Here is a 15496-nt window from a genome sequence, read left to right on the forward strand (position 1 = left end):
GCGGGCGTAAACCATGCAGCTGTCCGAAAACCAGCTCAGCTTTTTGCAGTCCTTGCCGCCGGATTGGCGGCATTCCGCCACCGCCGCGGCCTCGGCCTGTTTGCCGTTGGTCTCGGGCAGGACCCAGTAGATCTTCGAATGCTTGCCGTCGGTGGCGATGCCGCCGTAGAGCTTTTCGGCGGCGGCGGGCGACGCCAGCCCCGCAACCAGAGCGAGAGCGGCGAATGCGGCGCGGATCAGGGGAAGAAAGCGGGCGGGCGTCATCGTCGGTTACCGGGATCCAGTGGATTGAGCGGGGACGATGTTAGCAAGCAGGTCCTCGTTCCGTCCCTCTATGCCTGAACAACCCGGGCATATTAGGTAACAAATTTCACAGTTCTCGGGCCGGACTCCGGCCCCGTTTCTCGGTAAGAATATCGAACTTTCTGAAGCGGGCCGTAATCAGCAAGGCGGCCCGCGCCAGGGCGCCGGACGCCATTGGGCGGTCCGCTTGTCACGAAGAGAAACAAATCGCGTTGAGGCCACCCGATGCGCTCTGCCCAGGCGGAGCGCTGGTCCGACCACCAACGGAGCACGGACAGCAAACCATGACGTCGCAACAGCATTCCCACGGTTCCCGCAGGTTGTTCCTTCTGCCGGCCTGCGTGATCGTCGCGCTGGCCCTGAGCGGCTGCGCCCCGATGCCCACCGGCGGCAGCTCCACCATGCCGTCGCTGGGACAGATCTTCAAGTCCGGCGTGTCTTTTTCGCCCAGCGTGAATGTGGCGAAGAACATGGAAGGCCGCTCCATCAACGACGCCATCGCAGCGCTGGGCGAACCGTCCAAGATTCGATCCGTCGGCAACACGATGGAACTCGAATGGTCCGACTACCAAACCGCCCCCTACACCGAATGGGTGGTCGACAGCTCCAGCCAGCAGGTCGTGGGCATGATCCCCGCCACCAACACGACGGCCGCCACCCCCGTGTTCCAGACAAACAGCACGGGCCACTACGCGAACCGCAGCCGCGTGTATGAATGCAAGGTGCTGATGCGCATGCAGGACAGCGTCATCGTCGACACCAGCGTCGACGGCAACGTCTGCCCGGAGTTCATCGCCGCGCTGCGCAAGTGGGCGGGCGAAGCCGACGCGAAGAACTACGTGGTCAAGTGACGCGGGGCGCACCCCGCCCCACTCAAGTCCCTGATGCCAGTGCCCGAGGCGCCCAGGCGCTATCCGCGGCGCCTCGGACAAGCCGGCGGCGCGTCGCGATAGCCATCCAGGCATAACCCAGCCCCAACGCCAGCGCAGTCGCATCCACCCCCAGGGTTGCGGGCGACGTATGCGCCCACAGGCCGCTAGCGGGATATACCGCTCCCAGCAGCGAGGTCGCCGGAATCGCCAGGGTCAGGGCCGACGCCAGCCACAGCAGATGAACGCCCCCTGCCGCCCCGCCGCGCAGGAACGACCACGCGATGCCAGCGAAGAACGCCAGGTAGTAAAGCCCCTGCAGCCAGGCGTTCAAGTCCCCGACCCGGCCGCTCAGCCATTTGGCGGCAATCATCATCAGCGAGATGCCGCACACGCTGCCCAGGCACACCCCCACGGTCGCCGACGCCATCAGCCGCGTGTCCAGGCGCTGCACGGGCAACTCCCCGGTCCGGCGGTCCGCTCGCTTGCGTCGCGTCTCGATCCAGAGCAGGTTCCCGCTATAGAACAGCCATGCGCCCGCCAGTCCCAGCAGGAAGTACAGCCATTGCACCGCCGCGCCGCCGAAGGACGCCATGTGCAGCGCAAAGAAGCTGCTGATCCACAGGTTGGCCGCGTCCTGCCTGCCCGGCAGGTAGTCCGTGTTCACGACCTTGCCGGAGTACGGGTCGATCGCCACGAATCCGCCGCGCGCCCGCGGCGACACTGCGGCCGGATCCTTGCCCCAGACCCGCACCATGGCGCGCGGCCCCGTCGCCTGCGTGTATTGCAGGGCGTAGGGCTCGAACGACGGCGACAGCCCGCGCACCCGCGCCAGCAGGTCCTGCGGCGCCAGCATGGACGACGGGTCACGCGGGGCCGCGTCCGGCGCGGCCCCGCCGGCCCGCTGGAACACCGATTCCAGCTTGCCGTCGTACATCAGCCGGTCCTGAATGTCGTAGATCCCGTCATGAAAGGCGAAGACGATTGAACTGAGCGCCATGACGATATGGAACGGCAGTGAAACAATGCCCACCACGTTGTGCGCGTCCAGCCACATGCGCTTGAGGTTCTTGCCCACGCGCAGCGCAAAGAAATCCTTGACCAGCGACGGCAGCAACACGATGACGCCGGACACCAGCGCGACGGCATACAGCGCAGCCACCACGCCCATGAACCAGCGGTTCGGATCGCTGTCCACGGGCAGGCCCACCACGCGATGCAGCACGTCGATGAAACCGCCCAGCCCGCTGGACTCGGCCTGTTCGACCTGCACCGCGCCGTCCGCGTCCAGCCGCGCCAGGTAGTGCCGCACGGACGATTCGTCATGATCGTCGGCCTGCGGATCGCGCACTTCCCACCCCAGGCGCGCCGGGATGTGCTCGGCCTCCTGCAGGTGGATGGTGAAACCCTTGGCCACCTCGGGCCGCGCCGCCAGCGTCGCGGCGATCAGCTTGGGGGCCGATTCCAGCGGCGCCATCGCGGCGGCCGGCTGGGGCGATGCCCAACGGACAATGGGTTCCTTGAACACGGTCAGCGCCCCCGCGTAGAACGCGATGAATAGCGCCATCCCGGTAAGGATGCCGGTCCAGGTGTGGACCGATTTGTAGATGCGGATGTAGTCGGCTCGCATGGTCGCGGCCCTCCTGCTCAGAGCGCCCCGGCGGCGTACAGCCCGCCATAGAGCGCCAGGCACGTCCCGCCCAGCCAGCCCCAGGCGCGCAAGCCGCTGCCGAAGAAATACACGGTGGAAAGAATGCCCATCCAGACGGGCGGCACCAGCCACATGGCGAGCTGCGAGCGCGTGGCGAGCGGCACGCCGGACGTCAGCGACGCCAGCAGCGCGCTGCATCCCAGCGCAATGGCGAAGCCCAGCACGGCCCCCGCCAGGCTCTTCGAAATCCAGTCGCGGCGGATGGGCGCGGGTTTAGCGGGCTTCATTCGCGTCTCCCCGGCGCAACTGCCGCATTACGCCGATGTACGGAATCAGGCAGAAGAACAGCATCAGCGCCGTACAGAATACGAACACGGCCGCCACCACCGAAAATCCAAGCAGGCAGCCCCAGCCGCCCAGCGCCAGCAGCGCGATGCCCGCGATCCTCGCGGGCGCGACGGGCCACGGCGCGCTGCCCCAGCGCTGGTTGGGCGAAGCGCGATAAATGCAGAAACAGCCCAGGAACACGGCAACCAGGCTGGAGAGAATAAGGACTTGCATGGTTGTCCTTCAATGAACAAACAATCTGGCCCGCCCCCGCATCCCGGCTCTGGCGAGCGGGATGCGGCGCGGGCTTGGCTGACGCCGCCCGTCAGAAGCTGATGGTGGCGGACGCCATGACGCTGCGGGCCGGCCCCAGGGTCGCGATCGGTGTCGTGTCGCTGAAGATGCCGGCGTAGTAGTACTTGTTGAACACGTTGTTGACGTTCAGGCGCAGCACCACGTCCTTGCCGTTGACCTTGGTGGCGTAGCGCGCGCCCAGGTCGACCTGGCCCCAGCCCGGAATCTCGATCTTGTTGGCCGAGTCCGCGTACTGGCTGGACGTTGCCTGGATGCGGCCGGAAAGCGTCAGGCCGGGCACCCAAGGCGTATCCCATTCCAGCCCCGTGTTGGCCTGCCAGCGCGGCGCGCCGACGGCGGTGTTGCCGTTATACCGGCCATACGAGGTCTTGACCTGTGTCCCCTGCGTGTAGGTCACGCCGCCCAGCACGCGCACGCCCTGCGCGATTTCCCCGAACGTATTCCACTCCACGCCGCGCACGCGCTTTTCGCCGCCGTCCGCGTAAGTGGGGTTCGACGTCGACCCCTCGGTCACCAGCATGGGCTTCTCGATTTCGAAGAGCGCCAGCGTGTTGGTGAAGGTGCCGGCGTTCCACTTCACGCCCAGTTCCTTCTGCTTGGTCTTGTACGGCGCGAAGACTTCGCCGAAGTTGGTCGCGGTGGTGTCGGTGACGCTGTCGCCCTTGCTCAAGCCTTCGACGTAGTTGGCATAGAACGACAGGTCCGGCCCCCAGGGCTTAACGACAATGGCCACCGCCGGCGTGACGGCGTCTTCGTCGTAGCGCGCCGTCGTCTTGCCCGTCTTGTCGAAATTGCTGGTCTTCACGCGCTGGTTGCGCAACCCGGCGGTCAAGAGCAGCTTGTCGTCCAGGAACGACATGGTGTCGACCAGCGCCACGCTGCTCAACGTGTTCTCGCTGGTCTTGGGCGCGCTGCCCGGCACCGCCGGCATGACCGGCGTGATCGGGTCATAGATGTTGGACTTGAACACCGAGGCCGGGCCGGTGGCCGAACCATCCTCAAGCTTCAGGATGGACGCCTGCAGCACCAGCTCGTGTCCCACGCTGCCGGTCTTGAAGCGCGAACGCAGGCCGCCCTCGGCGGTCATCGCGTCCGTGTAGGCGCGCTGGCCCACGATCTGGCCGGTGAAATTGCCGTTGGCGTCGATCTGCCGCGCATGCGTGCCATTGATAAGCCCCGACTGATCGCTATCACGCCAGCCCACGCCCGCGAAGGCCGACACCTTGTCATTGAAGCGGTACTCGGCCTGCGCCATCACGGCGTTGCTCTGTATGTTGCCGTAACCCGTGCTGAACTGGTTGATGCGGGGATCGGGCGCGACCGGCACGACCGGGCTGGCGAACCAGAACATGGCGGGAGTGCCGCCCGTGAACGATTCCTGGCTGTGGTACGCGTCGATGGACGCGGTCAGCGCGCTGCCGCGGTAGTCCAGTCCGGCGGAGAAGAACTCGCGCTTCCTGGACTGGCCGTCCAGCGTGGTGGCGCCGTCGCTGAACGAGCCATTGACGCGCGCGCCCCATTCATTGCTGGCGCCGTAGCGGCGGCCGGCGTCTATTGTGGTGCCGAGCTGCCCGTCGGACAGCCAGTTCACGCCGAACGTCGCATTGGGGGTGTCGGTGGCGCGCTTGGGCACCAGGTTCACCGTGCCGCCCACCGCGCCGCTGGGCGCCATGCCGCTGAACAGCGAATTGGGCCCCTTCAGCACCTCTACCCGCTCGACGAATTCCACCGGCGTGCGCCCCATGGGCGCCAGGCCGAACATGCCGTTGATGGCCACGTCGTTCTGGTTGACGTCGAACCCGCGGATGCGAAAGTTCTCGTACGCGTGGCCGCTGGACGTCGTGAACCGCACCGACGGGTCGTTGGCCATCACGTCCGCGAGCGTGCGAGCCTGCTGGTTCTTGATGAGTTCGGAGGTGTAGCTGGTGACGTTGAACGGCGTATCCATCACGGACTGATTGCCCATCAGGCCCAGCCGGGCGCCCTCCGCGACCTGCCCGCCCGCATAGGCCGGCGGCAAGTCTCCGCTGCTCACGGCGCCAGCGGTGACGGTCACCGGCTGCAGCGTAGTCGTTTGCTGCGCATCCTGCGCCCAGGCCGCCGGCAGCGGCAGCAACATGCTGAGCGCAAGGCAAGGCGCCATCCGCAGCGCCCGCGCCTCAATTGAAACAGCCCTCTCGTCAGACATTTTCCCTATCCCTTATTTGTAAATGCAAATGGGAATGATTGTCGATTATATAAGCTGACGAGCAACTGAACGAGGCAGGCTTCGCAGCCGCAACATGCGGCTGCCTTGCGTTTGGACAAATGCGCCCCCTTCCGGGGAATATCTCCAGGCCAGCACCTCTAGGCGAGCCGTGCCAATTCCTCGGCCAGAAAGTCGATGAACAGGCGGGCGCGCGCCGGCGCCTGGCGGCCGAACGCGTGCAGCACCGAAACCGGCACGCGCGGAAGCGGCGCCTGTGGCAGCAGCACGACCAGGCGGCCGGCGGCGATGTCGTCGCGCACCGCCAACCCAAGAATCTGGATGATGCCCAGCCCGCCCAGCGCCGCCGCACGCAGCGCCGTCCCATCATCCGTATCGAACACCCCGGGCGGGTCGACGACCTGGCCCGAGGCGAAGGTAATGGGGAACGCCCTGCCCGCCAGCAGATAACGCACGTGCCGGTGACCGGACAGATCGTCGATGTCGCGCGGCGCCCCATGGTGTTCCAGATAGCCCGGCGACGCCGCCAGCACCAGCGGCAGTTGCGCAAGCTGACGCGCGTTCAGCTCCGAATCGGCCACGCGGCCCGCGCGTATCGCCAAGTCGAAGCCCTCTCGGATCAGGTCGACATGGCGGTCGGCCAGGCTCATTTCCAGCTTCAAGGCCGGATGCGCCGGCAGGAACCGCCCGACGATGGGCTCCATCAGCAGCCGGCCCAAGTCGCCCGGCGCGGTCACGCGCAGGCGGCCCTGCGCGGTGGCCTCCGGCCGCATGACGTCGCCGGCGTCGCCCAGCGCCCGCAGCAGCGGCGAAACGCGCTCGTAATAGGCCTCGCCCTCGCGCGTCAGCGTGAGGACGCGGGTGGATCGCTGGAACAGCCTGATGCCGAATCGCTGCTCCAGCCGCGCGATGGCCTTGGAGACGGCCGACGGCGAAGTGCCCAGGATCCGGCCCGCCGCGCTGAACGAGCCAGCTTCAACCGTCGTGGCAAAGGCGACCAGCGCGGAGGCGTCGGGTAGCGCTTCCATTTTTGACCTTTAGGAACAAGTGATAGGAATCGAACCAGCTATTTAACGCCAATTGGAATAGATAAAGTGGGTTTCCCCTCATCATTCAGAGAAAAATCATGAACCAACTCTCGGGCAAGGTCGCGCTGGTCACCGGCGGCAACAGCGGCATCGGCCTGGCGTCGGCCACGGCGTTCGCGCAGGCCGGCGCGCAGGTCGTCATCGTGGGCAGAAGGCAGGACGCCGTTGATGCGGCCCTGAAATCCATTGGACACGGCGCCGTGGGCATCACGGGCGACGTGGCCGACCTGCACACGCACGATCGCATCATCGACGACGTACAGCGCCGCTTCGGCGGCCTCGATGTCTACATGGCGAACGCGGGCGTCGCCATCCTGGAGCCGTCGTTAGAGGTATCCGTCGACAGCTTCGACCGCCAGTTCTCGACCAACGCGCGCGGCGTCTTCTTCGGCGTGACGAAGGCCCTGCCCGCGATGAACGACGGCGCCTCCATCATCCTGGTCAGTTCGATTGCCAGCGCCAAAGTGCTAGAGGGCCACGCCGTCTACGCGGCCAGCAAGGCCGCGGTCGAAGCCTTCGCCCGCAGCTGGGCGCTGGAACTGAAGGACCGCCGCATCCGCGTAAACGTGATCAGTCCCGGCCCGGTGCAGACTCCTATCCTGGACAAGCTGGGCATCGGCGCCGAGGCGCGCGCGGGGCTGGACCAGGCCATGGCCGCGGCGATCCCCCTGAACCGCATGGGCCAGGCCGCCGAACTGGCGCGGGCCGCGCTGTTCCTTGCCAGCGACGAAAGCAGCTTCGTCACCGGCACCAACCTGAAGGTCGACGGCGGCATGGCGCTGACGTAACGGCTGCGCCGTGCCGGCCGCGTCACGCCGCGGCCGGCCCCCCGGCCGTTCCGGGCGGCGCCAGGCCGCCCGGCAATCGGCGCTACAATCCGCGCCGGATTCCCGCCGTCCCGCACCCGTGCCCGACGGCCGCGCCCAAGCGCATGGCATTGCCCCCCAAGCCAGGCGAACCATGACGCATTCCCCCCAACCCCACCTATCGTTTGTCCGGTCGCACCGGATGCTTTTGCTGTTCTGGAAATCGAGGATTTCATGTCTCGGCAGTTGTTGGGCCTGGTGCTCGGGCCCCTTCTTGGCTTGTTCGTTGTCTGCATCGGCAACGCTTTCATCTCTTCCCTTACCACCCTGCAACTGGACGCGGCCGGCGAATCGGCCACCGTCATCGGCATCATCTCGTCGTCGTACTTCATCGGCCTGACGCTGGGCGCCATCTTCAACGACCGCCTGATCCTGCGCATCGGCCACATCCGCGCCTACAGCAGCTTTGCCTCGCTCATCGCCGTGACGGTGCTGCTGCAGGGCCTGATCTTCAACCGCGAAGCCTGGTTCCTGCTGCGCCTGATCAACGGCTGGGCCAGCGTCGGCGTGTTCCTGGTCGTGGAAAGCTGGCTGCTGCTGGCTGGCGACGCCAAGATGCGCGGGCGCCTGCTGGCGCTGTACATGATCGCCCTGTACGGATCCGGCATGCTGGGCCAACTGGAACTGGGCGCGATCACGCGGCTGGGCGACATGGCGCCATTCATGGTGGCCGGCCTCTTGGCGTCGCTGTCGGTCCTGCCCATGGTCATCATCCCGCGCGTGTCGCCGCTGGTGGAACGCGTGGAGCCGCTGCTGCCGCACCACCTTGCCCGCATGACGCCCACCGGCGTAATGGGCTGCTTTGGCTCCGGCGTGGCGATCGCAGCCGTCTACACCCTGCTGCCGCTGTACCTGCAGCGCATCGGCCTGGACGTCGCGCAGGTGGGCAAGATGATGGGCGCCGTCATCCTCGGCGCCATGGTGCTGCAGTATCCCGTGGGTCGCTGGTCCGACCTGCGCGACCGCCAGGTCGTCCTGATCGCGCTGGCCGTGTTCTGCGCGGTGCTCAGCCTGCTGATCCTGCTGCTGCCGCCCTCGTCTTGGCTGCTCATGCCTCTGCTGTTCCTGCTGGGCGGCGGCGTGTTCGCCATCTACCCGGTAGCGGTCAGCCACGCGGCCGATCGGGCCCCCGCCGATGCCCTGGTGCGCATGATCCAGGGCCTGCTGCTGATCAACTCGCTGGGGTCGGCGCTGAGCCCGCTGGCGATCTCGCCCGTGATGGCGAAGTTCGGCGAGGCTGGCCTGTTCTGGTGCTTCGCCCTGCTCAACCTGTGCCTGGTCACCTTCTTTGTCTGGCGCCGCAACGAACGCCCGGCTCCGGCTCCCGTCGCCCCCTTCGCCGCAGCCGCGCAGATGTCGCCCGTGGGGGTGGAACTGCGCGTAACCGAAGACCTGATCCAGGGCGCGCTGGACCACGAAATGACCGAAGACCTGACGAATGCGGTGCCAGGCGCCGAGGCGGCCGAGCCGGTGCTGTCGGCCGCGCAGGACGCGCCTGCCACCCACTAGCGGGCTGGGCGTTGCCAGGGCGGCCGCTAGCGTGCGCGCCGTCCCCGCTACCCGCGCTGGCTCAGCGCCCGCCCGATGCGGTTGCGCGCCACGGTCGTGCGCGGCACCTTGAACGGGAACCAGCTGCGCACGTCCTCGTCCAGGCCGATGCCGTGCATGTAGTTGTAGATGGCCTTCTTCAGGCCCTTGCCCAGCGCGTCGTGATCCACGCCAGTGGGGTCATGGAAACCCACGTCGTTCTTGGCGAACGTAACTTCGGGCAGCGGCTTGAGCCGGATGCCGTATTCGTCGGGATTCTGCCCCACCGGCGAATGCACCGTACAGGCAAAGCGGTGAAAGAAACCGCTCTGGATGCAGTCGTTTTCAAAGAGCTGGCGCACGTATTCCAGCGCGTCCACGGTGTCCTGCACGGTCTGCGTCGGAAAGCCGTACATCAGGTAGGCGTGCACCAGCACGCCGGCATCGGTGAAGGCGCGCGTCACGCGCGCCACCTGGTCGATCGACACGCCCTTCTTCATCAGATTCAGCAGGCGGTCCGACGCCACTTCCAGCCCGCCCGACACGGCGATGCAGCCGCTATCGGCCAGCAGTTCGCACAGTTCCGGGCTGAAGGTTTTCTCGAAGCGGATGTTGCCCCACCAGGAAATGCCGGCATTGCGTTCAATGAGTTCGGTCGCCAGCGCCTTAAGCGCCTTGGGCGGCGCGGCCTCGTCGACGAAGTGAAAGCCGGTCTGGCCGGTCTCTTGCACGATGGCTTCGATGCGGTCCGCCAGCACCGTGGCCGACGCGCCTTCGTAGCGGCCGATGTAATCCAGGCCCACGTCGCAGAAGCTGCACTTCTTCCAGTAGCAGCCGTGCGCCACGGTCAGCTTGTTCCAGCGGCCATCGCTCCAGAGTCGGTGCATGGGGTTCAACATGTCCAGCAAGGACAGGTAGCGGTCCAGCGGCAGGCCATCCCAGGTCGGGGTGCCTACTTCAGCAAACGCCACGTCGGGCTCGACCATGTTCACGTAGCGGACCGCGCCGGTCTCGCCGTCGCGCAGGAAGGTGCGCACCAGCCGCTGGCGCGACCGTTTGCCCTGCACGTGCTCCAGCAGCGCCAGCAACGGGCGTTCGCCTGCATCGAGCGTGACGTAGTCCACGTAATCGAAGACGCGCGGGTCTTTCAGTTCACGCAGTTCGGTATTGACGAAGCCGCCGCCCAGCACGGTGATGATGCGCGGGTCGTGCGCCTTGATCGCCTGCGCAATGCGGAAGGCGGCGTATACCGCCCCCGGAAACGGCACCGACAGCAGCACCATCGTGGGCGCGTGGCGCGCCACCGCTTCCATGGTCAGTTCGCGCAGCGTCTCGTCGACCAGGTTCAGGGGCGCGGCCAGCGCCTCCGCCAGGGGGTCGAAGGTGGGCTGACTACCGGCCAGCGATTCGGCGTAGCGCACGAATTCGAAGCGCGGGTCGACGGCGTCGCGCAGCACGTCGGCCAGGTCGTTCAGATACAGGGTGGCCAGGTGTTTGGCCCGGTCGTGCAGGCCCAGCGCGCCGAACGCCCAACCCAAGGGATCGCCCCCGTCTTCATCCATGTAGACGTCCAGCGAGCTGAAGCGCGGGCCCTCGGGCAGGAAGTTGCGGCCGACGATACGGTGCGCCAGCGTGGGATCGCGGCCCTGCAGGAACGCGATCGCGGGCCCTATCGTGGCCAGGTAGCGAGCCTGCATGGCCACGAAGGCCTGGATGGCCGGCGTGTGCCGTTCAAGCGGGAGGGCGTCGATCTTCTGCGCCACGGCGCGCAGGCCGTCGGCCGACAGCAGGCGCAGCACCAGGGCAAGCGCCAGATCTTCCTGGAACGACGTCACCCCGCGCGAACGCAGGAAGCCGGTCAGGTAGGCGGTGGACGGATAAGGCGTATTCAGCTGCGTCATCGGCGGAATGACCGACAGCACGCGCAAAGGCAAGGTGGACATGAGACACGGCAAGGCTGCCGTCAAAAAAAGCGGGGATCGCCGCAATTATAGGCAGCGCGCCGCGCCAGGCCCCGTCCCCGGGGCTACAGCACGCCGTCCAGCCAGTCGAGCACCCGGCGGTTCAACTGCGACCGGTTGAGCGATTCGCAGTGCTCCCCCGCCCCCTCGTCCGCCGAAAAGCGCAGCATTTCCTTGGGGCACCGCAATTTATCGAAGATCGCCTGCACCCCGGCCGCCAGGGGATCGTCCTGGGCCTGCGTCAGCAGCGTCGGGCACGCAATGGCCTCGATTCGGCCGTCCAGCGTAAAGGGTTCGATGGCGCGCAGGTAATCGCGCAGGTTGCCGACCCCATGCACCCAGAAGCCGCGCTGGACGATTTTCCACCTCAATCCCGGGTCGGCCATCACGAACTGCTCTAGCTGCTGCAAGACGGGTTCCTCCAGCTCTCCCAAGTTGGCCGCCGTGGCCGGCGAGGCGCCCAGCTTGACCGCCAGGGGACGGAACAGATCCGCGATGCTCCATTGCCCGGGGTCCGCGACGCAGGCCGCAAGGCGATGCTCGCCGGAGGCCGCGCGCGGCGCAAGATGGCCGCCCAGGCTCCAGCCGCTGAGCGCGATGCGTTTGGGGTCAACGATGGGAAGCTGGACCGCGCAGTCGATCACCGCTCCCACGACGGTCTCCCAGTCGGGGCGCAGGCTGATGTTCTGTTCATAGAGCGTCCCGCCCTGACCGGGGCCGTCGAACAGCAGGCTGTGATAGCCCCTGCGCGCCGCGGCCACGGCGGACGCGAAGTACATGTCGGTCACCGTGGCGTCATACCCGTTGGTGAAGATGATGAGCGGCCGCACCTCGGTCTCGCGCCCCTCGGCGGGAATCAGGTAGGCCGGCATGACGGCGCGTTCAAAAGGAATGCTCATCGGCGCCACCGGATGGTCCCCCAGGGCCAGTCCCTGGTCGAACGCCGCAATCTGCTGGCGGAAGGCGGCCACCAGGCGCGGGTCCGCCGGCGCGCCATAGAGCGGCCGGTAGGACGTGGCGTAGAAGGCGCTGGCGCGCAGAAACAGTTCGCGGGCGCTGGCGAGCCGCCCGCCCCGCATGGCGTCGTCGGCCTGCGCCGCCAGCCGGTCGCCGGCGGCTACCCACGCCTGCAGAAAGGCCGCATCGTCGCCGTCACCCACCGCCCGGCCCACCGCCAAGATCTCGCCCAGGTCGGCCCCGCCATAGGGCAGATACGCAGCCGGCCGCATGCCGAAATCATCGTGCAGGGAATTCTTGAAGGCCAGGCCCATGATGACGCTCCGCAGCAATCGGGGTTAGCGCAACGCAGCGGGAGCGCGCATCGGCATGTCCCGGAATATGCAGCCTACCCGACCGCCGGATCCATGGCGATCCCCGCTATCCCTGATGCGGGACACGCGGCAGCGCAATCACAATCTTCAAACCGGCGGACTATCGTTCAATACGTCCCGATGGCCGGCTGGCACATTGCCGGGGTCCCTCACCCCAGGCATCCGAAGGAGCCACCCCATGCCCATCACCGCGACCCCCACCCCCGGCGCCAAGCTGCTGTCCCCGAAAGATCACACGCTCATCATGATCGACTTCCAGTCGCAGATGGCGTTCGCCACGCATTCGATCGACGCCGTCACGCTGCGCAGCAACGCCGCGCTGGTCGCGCATGCCGCCGCCGGCTTCGGCGCATCGGCCATCCTGACGACCGTGGCGGAAAAGAGCTTCTCCGGCCCGATGTTCGAGGAAGTCACCGCCCCGTTCCCCGGCCAGGCGCTGCTGGACCGCACGTCCATGAACACCTGGGAAGACGCCGCCGTCATCAAGCAGGTCAATGAAATCGGCAAGAAGCGCATCGTGCTGGCCGGCCTGTGGACCAGCGTGTGCATCGTGGGCCCGGCCCTGTCGGCGCTGGACCAGGGTTTCGAGGTCTATGTGATCACCGACGCCTGCGGCGACGTGTCGGCGGAAGCCCACAACCGTGCCGTTGAGCGTATCGTGCAAGCTGGCGGCCAGCCGATCACTGCCCTGCAGTACCTGCTGGAAATGCAGCGCGACTGGGCCCGCACGGACACCTACGACATGACGACCGGCATCGCCAAGAAGTTCGGCGGCGCCTATGGCCTGGGCATCATCTACGCCAAGTCCATGTTCAACGCGCACGAAGGCTGACCGGAGAACGCCGATGAAGGTCTACCTGGTATCGCTGGGGCTCGGCCTGCTGGTCGGGATCATCTATGCGCTCTTCAACGTGCGTTCACCGGCGCCGCCGGTGATCGCCCTGGTAGGCCTGCTCGGCATCCTGGCGGGGGAACAGATTCCCCCGCTGGTCAAGCGCCTGCTCGCGGACGAAGCCACGCGCACGTCCTGGATCCACGAGCAGGTCAAGCCCCATATGTTCGGCGAATTGCCCAGCTGCCCCAAGCCGGCCGCCGATTCCGCCCGCCAACCCGCCGATGCATGTGGAGACAAGCGCAATGGCTGACACTCTGGACCCCGCGCGCCAAGGCGCCCCCGACCTGATCCTGCACCAGGGCCGCTTCACCACCCTGGACCCCGCCAATCCCACGGCCGACGCCGTGGCCATCAAGGACGGCCGTTTCACGCGCGTGGGCGCGGCCGCCGACATCCTGCCCCTGGCCGGCTCCGCCACCCGCGTGATCGCGCTGAACGGGCGCGGCGTGCTGCCCGGCCTGATCGACAACCACCTGCACATCATCCGCGGCGGCCTGAACTACAACATGGAGCTGCGCTGGGACGGCGTGGCCAGCCTGGCCGACGCCATGGCCATGCTGCGCCGCCAGGTCGCCATCACGCCCGCCCCGCAGTGGGTGCGCGTGGTGGGCGGCTTCACGGAACATCAGTTCGCGGAAAAGCGCCTGCCCACCATCGAAGAGCTGAACGCCGCAGCGCCCGATACGCCCGTGTTCATCCTGCACCTGTACGACCGCGCCCTGCTCAATGCCGCCGCGCTGCGCGCCGTCGGCTACGACAAGAACACGCCCGCGCCGCCCGGCGGCGAGATCGTGCGCGATGCGGCAGACAACCCGACCGGCCTGCTGCTGGCCAAACCCAACGCCTCCATCCTGTACGCCACGCTGGCCAAGGGCCCCAAGCTGCCGATCGAGTACCAGCTGAACTCCACGCGCCATTTCATGCGCGAACTGAACCGCCTGGGCGTCACCGGCGCTATTGACGCCGGCGGAGGCTTTCAGAACTACCCCGAGGACTACCAGGTCATCCAGCAATTGGCCGACGCCGATCAGCTGACCATCCGCCTGGCCTACAACCTCTTTACCCAGAAGCCCAAGCAGGAAAAGGAAGACTTCCTGAACTGGACGGCCACGTCGCAGTACAAGCAAGGCACCGACTACTTCCGCCACAATGGCGCGGGCGAGATGCTGGTGTTCTCGGCCGCCGACTTCGAGGACTTCCGCCAGCCGCGCCCCGAGATGGGTCCGGAAATGGAAGGCGAGCTCGAGGAAGTGGTGCGCATCCTGGCGCAGAATCGCTGGCCCTGGCGCATGCACGCCACCTACGACGAAACCATCTCGCGTTCGCTCGACGTGTTCGAGCGTGTCAACAAGGACGTGCCGCTGGCCGGCCTGAACTGGTTCTTCGATCATGCCGAGACCATTTCGGAACGCTCGATCGACCGCATCGCCGCGCTGGGTGGCGGCGTTGCCGTGCAGCACCGCATGGCGTATCAAGGCGAATACTTCGTCGAGCGCTACGGCGCTGGCGCGGCCGAGGCCACGCCGCCCGTCAAGCGCATGCTGGAAAAAGGCGTGAACGTATCGGCCGGCACGGACGCAACCCGCGTCGCGTCCTACAACCCCTGGGTCTCGCTGTCCTGGCTGATCACCGGCAAGACGGTGGGCGGCCTGCGCCTGACGCCCCAGCGCAACTGCCTGGACCGCGACGCGGCCCTGCGCATGTGGACCGAGAACGTCACCTGGTTCTCCAACGAACAAGGCAAGAAGGGCCGCATCGCCGCGGGCCAGCTGGCCGACCTGATCGTGCCGGACCGCGACTTCTTCTCCTGCCCGGAATCGGACATCGCCGACACCACCAGTCTGCTCACCATCGTGGGCGGCAAGGTGGTCTGGGGCGCGGGCGAATTCGCCGCGCATGACGACGCCGCCCCGCCGCCAGCCATGCCGGACTGGTCTCCCACCCGTCTCTTCGGCGGCTATGGCGCCTGGGGCGACAACGAAGGCAAGCCGCTGCAGGCCACGCTACGCGAAGCCGCAGCCGCCTGCGCCTGCGCCAACGACTGCAACGTCCACGGCCACCAGCACGCCGGCGCGTGGGCCAGCAAGCTGCCCGTATCCGACCTGAAAGGGTTCTGGGGCGCGCTGGGCTGCGCGTGCTGGGCGGTATGACGGAGCG

Annotated in this window: 14 protein-coding genes; 6 read left to right on the forward strand and 8 right to left on the reverse strand. The window is 67.0% G+C overall.

Annotated features, from left to right (window positions below):
- The coding region (locus KYC_RS03860; RefSeq protein WP_008159072.1) for a DUF4189 domain-containing protein at positions 1–264 on the reverse strand (264 nt) is incomplete at its 3' end.
- 323 nt (positions 265–587) lie between these two features.
- Here KYC_RS03860 and KYC_RS03865 point away from each other — a divergent pair.
- Positions 588–1154, forward strand: coding sequence for a hypothetical protein (locus KYC_RS03865; RefSeq protein ID WP_008159075.1), 567 nt, complete (start codon positions 588–590; stop codon positions 1152–1154).
- A 22-nt stretch (positions 1155–1176) separates the two neighbouring features.
- On the opposite strand, the gene KYC_RS03870 is transcribed toward KYC_RS03865, so the two are convergent.
- From KYC_RS03870 to KYC_RS03890, 5 genes are all read right to left on the reverse strand, one after another.
- Positions 1177–2802, reverse strand: coding sequence for a PepSY-associated TM helix domain-containing protein (locus KYC_RS03870; protein WP_008159077.1), 1626 nt, complete (start codon positions 2800–2802; stop codon positions 1177–1179).
- 17 nt (positions 2803–2819) lie between these two features.
- Entirely contained in the window at positions 2820–3110 is a 291-nt protein-coding gene (locus KYC_RS03875; protein WP_008159079.1) for a hypothetical protein, read from the reverse strand.
- Positions 3097–3384 carry a hypothetical protein gene (locus KYC_RS03880; protein ID WP_008159082.1) on the reverse strand — a complete coding sequence of 96 codons (288 nt, stop codon included), beginning with the start codon at positions 3382–3384 and terminating at the stop codon, positions 3097–3099. Before KYC_RS03880 ends, KYC_RS03875 begins: the two co-directional genes overlap by 14 nt.
- 91 nt (positions 3385–3475) lie before the next feature.
- Complete coding sequence (locus tag KYC_RS03885) at positions 3476–5584, reverse strand: TonB-dependent receptor (protein ID WP_008159084.1); 2109 nt, start codon at positions 5582–5584, stop codon at positions 3476–3478.
- Between the two features lie 227 nt (positions 5585–5811).
- Entirely contained in the window at positions 5812–6699 is an 888-nt protein-coding gene (locus KYC_RS03890) for a LysR family transcriptional regulator (protein WP_008159085.1), read from the reverse strand.
- A 98-nt stretch (positions 6700–6797) separates the two neighbouring features.
- Between KYC_RS03890 and KYC_RS03895 the strand changes: the two genes are divergently transcribed.
- Positions 6798–7547 carry an SDR family NAD(P)-dependent oxidoreductase gene (locus tag KYC_RS03895; RefSeq protein WP_008159087.1) on the forward strand — a complete coding sequence of 250 codons (750 nt, stop codon included), beginning with the start codon at positions 6798–6800 and terminating at the stop codon, positions 7545–7547.
- Positions 7548–7799: 252 nt separating this feature from the next.
- Positions 7800–9134, forward strand: a complete 1335-nt coding sequence (locus tag KYC_RS03900; protein WP_008159089.1) for an MFS transporter — start codon at positions 7800–7802, stop codon at positions 9132–9134.
- A 47-nt stretch (positions 9135–9181) separates the two neighbouring features.
- Here KYC_RS03900 and KYC_RS03905 read toward each other — a convergent pair whose 3' ends face one another.
- Positions 9182–11095 (reverse strand): B12-binding domain-containing radical SAM protein, encoded by a 1914-nt coding sequence (locus tag KYC_RS03905; protein WP_008159092.1) that lies wholly within the window; start codon positions 11093–11095, stop codon positions 9182–9184.
- An 83-nt stretch (positions 11096–11178) separates the two neighbouring features.
- The gene (locus tag KYC_RS03910) at positions 11179–12384 is read right to left on the reverse strand and encodes an alpha/beta hydrolase family protein (protein WP_008159095.1); all 1206 of its coding nucleotides are present in this window, start codon (positions 12382–12384) and stop codon (positions 11179–11181) included.
- Positions 12385–12622: 238 nt separating this feature from the next.
- Here KYC_RS03910 and KYC_RS03915 point away from each other — a divergent pair, with 238 nt between their 5' ends.
- The 3 genes from KYC_RS03915 to KYC_RS03925 are packed head-to-tail and all read left to right on the forward strand — an operon-like array spanning position 12623 to position 15489.
- Positions 12623–13276: an isochorismatase family protein gene (locus KYC_RS03915; RefSeq protein ID WP_008159096.1), complete on the forward strand. Its 654-nt coding sequence runs from the start codon at positions 12623–12625 to the stop codon at positions 13274–13276.
- 13 nt (positions 13277–13289) lie between these two features.
- The gene (locus KYC_RS03920) at positions 13290–13589 is read left to right on the forward strand and encodes a XapX domain-containing protein (RefSeq protein ID WP_008159098.1); all 300 of its coding nucleotides are present in this window, start codon (positions 13290–13292) and stop codon (positions 13587–13589) included.
- The gene (locus KYC_RS03925) at positions 13582–15489 is read left to right on the forward strand and encodes an amidohydrolase (RefSeq protein ID WP_008159100.1); all 1908 of its coding nucleotides are present in this window, start codon (positions 13582–13584) and stop codon (positions 15487–15489) included. The genes KYC_RS03920 and KYC_RS03925 overlap by 8 nt, the downstream gene beginning before the upstream one ends.
- Positions 15490–15496: the final 7 nt, after the last annotated feature.

This window comes from Achromobacter arsenitoxydans SY8 (assembly GCF_000236785.1).
GTDB lineage: Bacteria > Pseudomonadota > Gammaproteobacteria > Burkholderiales > Burkholderiaceae_B > Achromobacter > Achromobacter arsenitoxydans.

What these genes read in the sequence shown, in the direction of transcription:
- KYC_RS03875 (WP_008159079.1), bottom strand. Translation starts at nt 3,110, where the DNA reads ATGAAGCCCGCTAAACCCGCGCCCATCCGCCGCGACTGGATTTCGAAG.
- KYC_RS03920 (WP_008159098.1), top strand. Translation starts at nt 13,290, where the DNA reads ATGAAGGTCTACCTGGTATCGCTGGGGCTCGGCCTGCTGGTCGGGATC.
- KYC_RS03890 (WP_008159085.1), bottom strand. Translation starts at nt 6,699, where the DNA reads ATGGAAGCGCTACCCGACGCCTCCGCGCTGGTCGCCTTTGCCACGACG.
- KYC_RS03885 (WP_008159084.1), bottom strand. Translation starts at nt 5,584, where the DNA reads ATGTTGCTGCCGCTGCCGGCGGCCTGGGCGCAGGATGCGCAGCAAACG.
- KYC_RS03900 (WP_008159089.1), top strand. Translation starts at nt 7,800, where the DNA reads ATGTCTCGGCAGTTGTTGGGCCTGGTGCTCGGGCCCCTTCTTGGCTTG.
- KYC_RS03905 (WP_008159092.1), bottom strand. Translation starts at nt 11,095, where the DNA reads ATGTCCACCTTGCCTTTGCGCGTGCTGTCGGTCATTCCGCCGATGACG.
- KYC_RS03865 (WP_008159075.1), top strand. Translation starts at nt 588, where the DNA reads ATGACGTCGCAACAGCATTCCCACGGTTCCCGCAGGTTGTTCCTTCTG.
- KYC_RS03870 (WP_008159077.1), bottom strand. Translation starts at nt 2,802, where the DNA reads ATGCGAGCCGACTACATCCGCATCTACAAATCGGTCCACACCTGGACC.
- KYC_RS03915 (WP_008159096.1), top strand. Translation starts at nt 12,623, where the DNA reads ATGCCCATCACCGCGACCCCCACCCCCGGCGCCAAGCTGCTGTCCCCG.
- KYC_RS03925 (WP_008159100.1), top strand. Translation starts at nt 13,582, where the DNA reads ATGGCTGACACTCTGGACCCCGCGCGCCAAGGCGCCCCCGACCTGATC.
- KYC_RS03895 (WP_008159087.1), top strand. Translation starts at nt 6,798, where the DNA reads ATGAACCAACTCTCGGGCAAGGTCGCGCTGGTCACCGGCGGCAACAGC.
- KYC_RS03880 (WP_008159082.1), bottom strand. Translation starts at nt 3,384, where the DNA reads ATGCAAGTCCTTATTCTCTCCAGCCTGGTTGCCGTGTTCCTGGGCTGT.
- KYC_RS03910 (WP_008159095.1), bottom strand. Translation starts at nt 12,384, where the DNA reads ATGGGCCTGGCCTTCAAGAATTCCCTGCACGATGATTTCGGCATGCGG.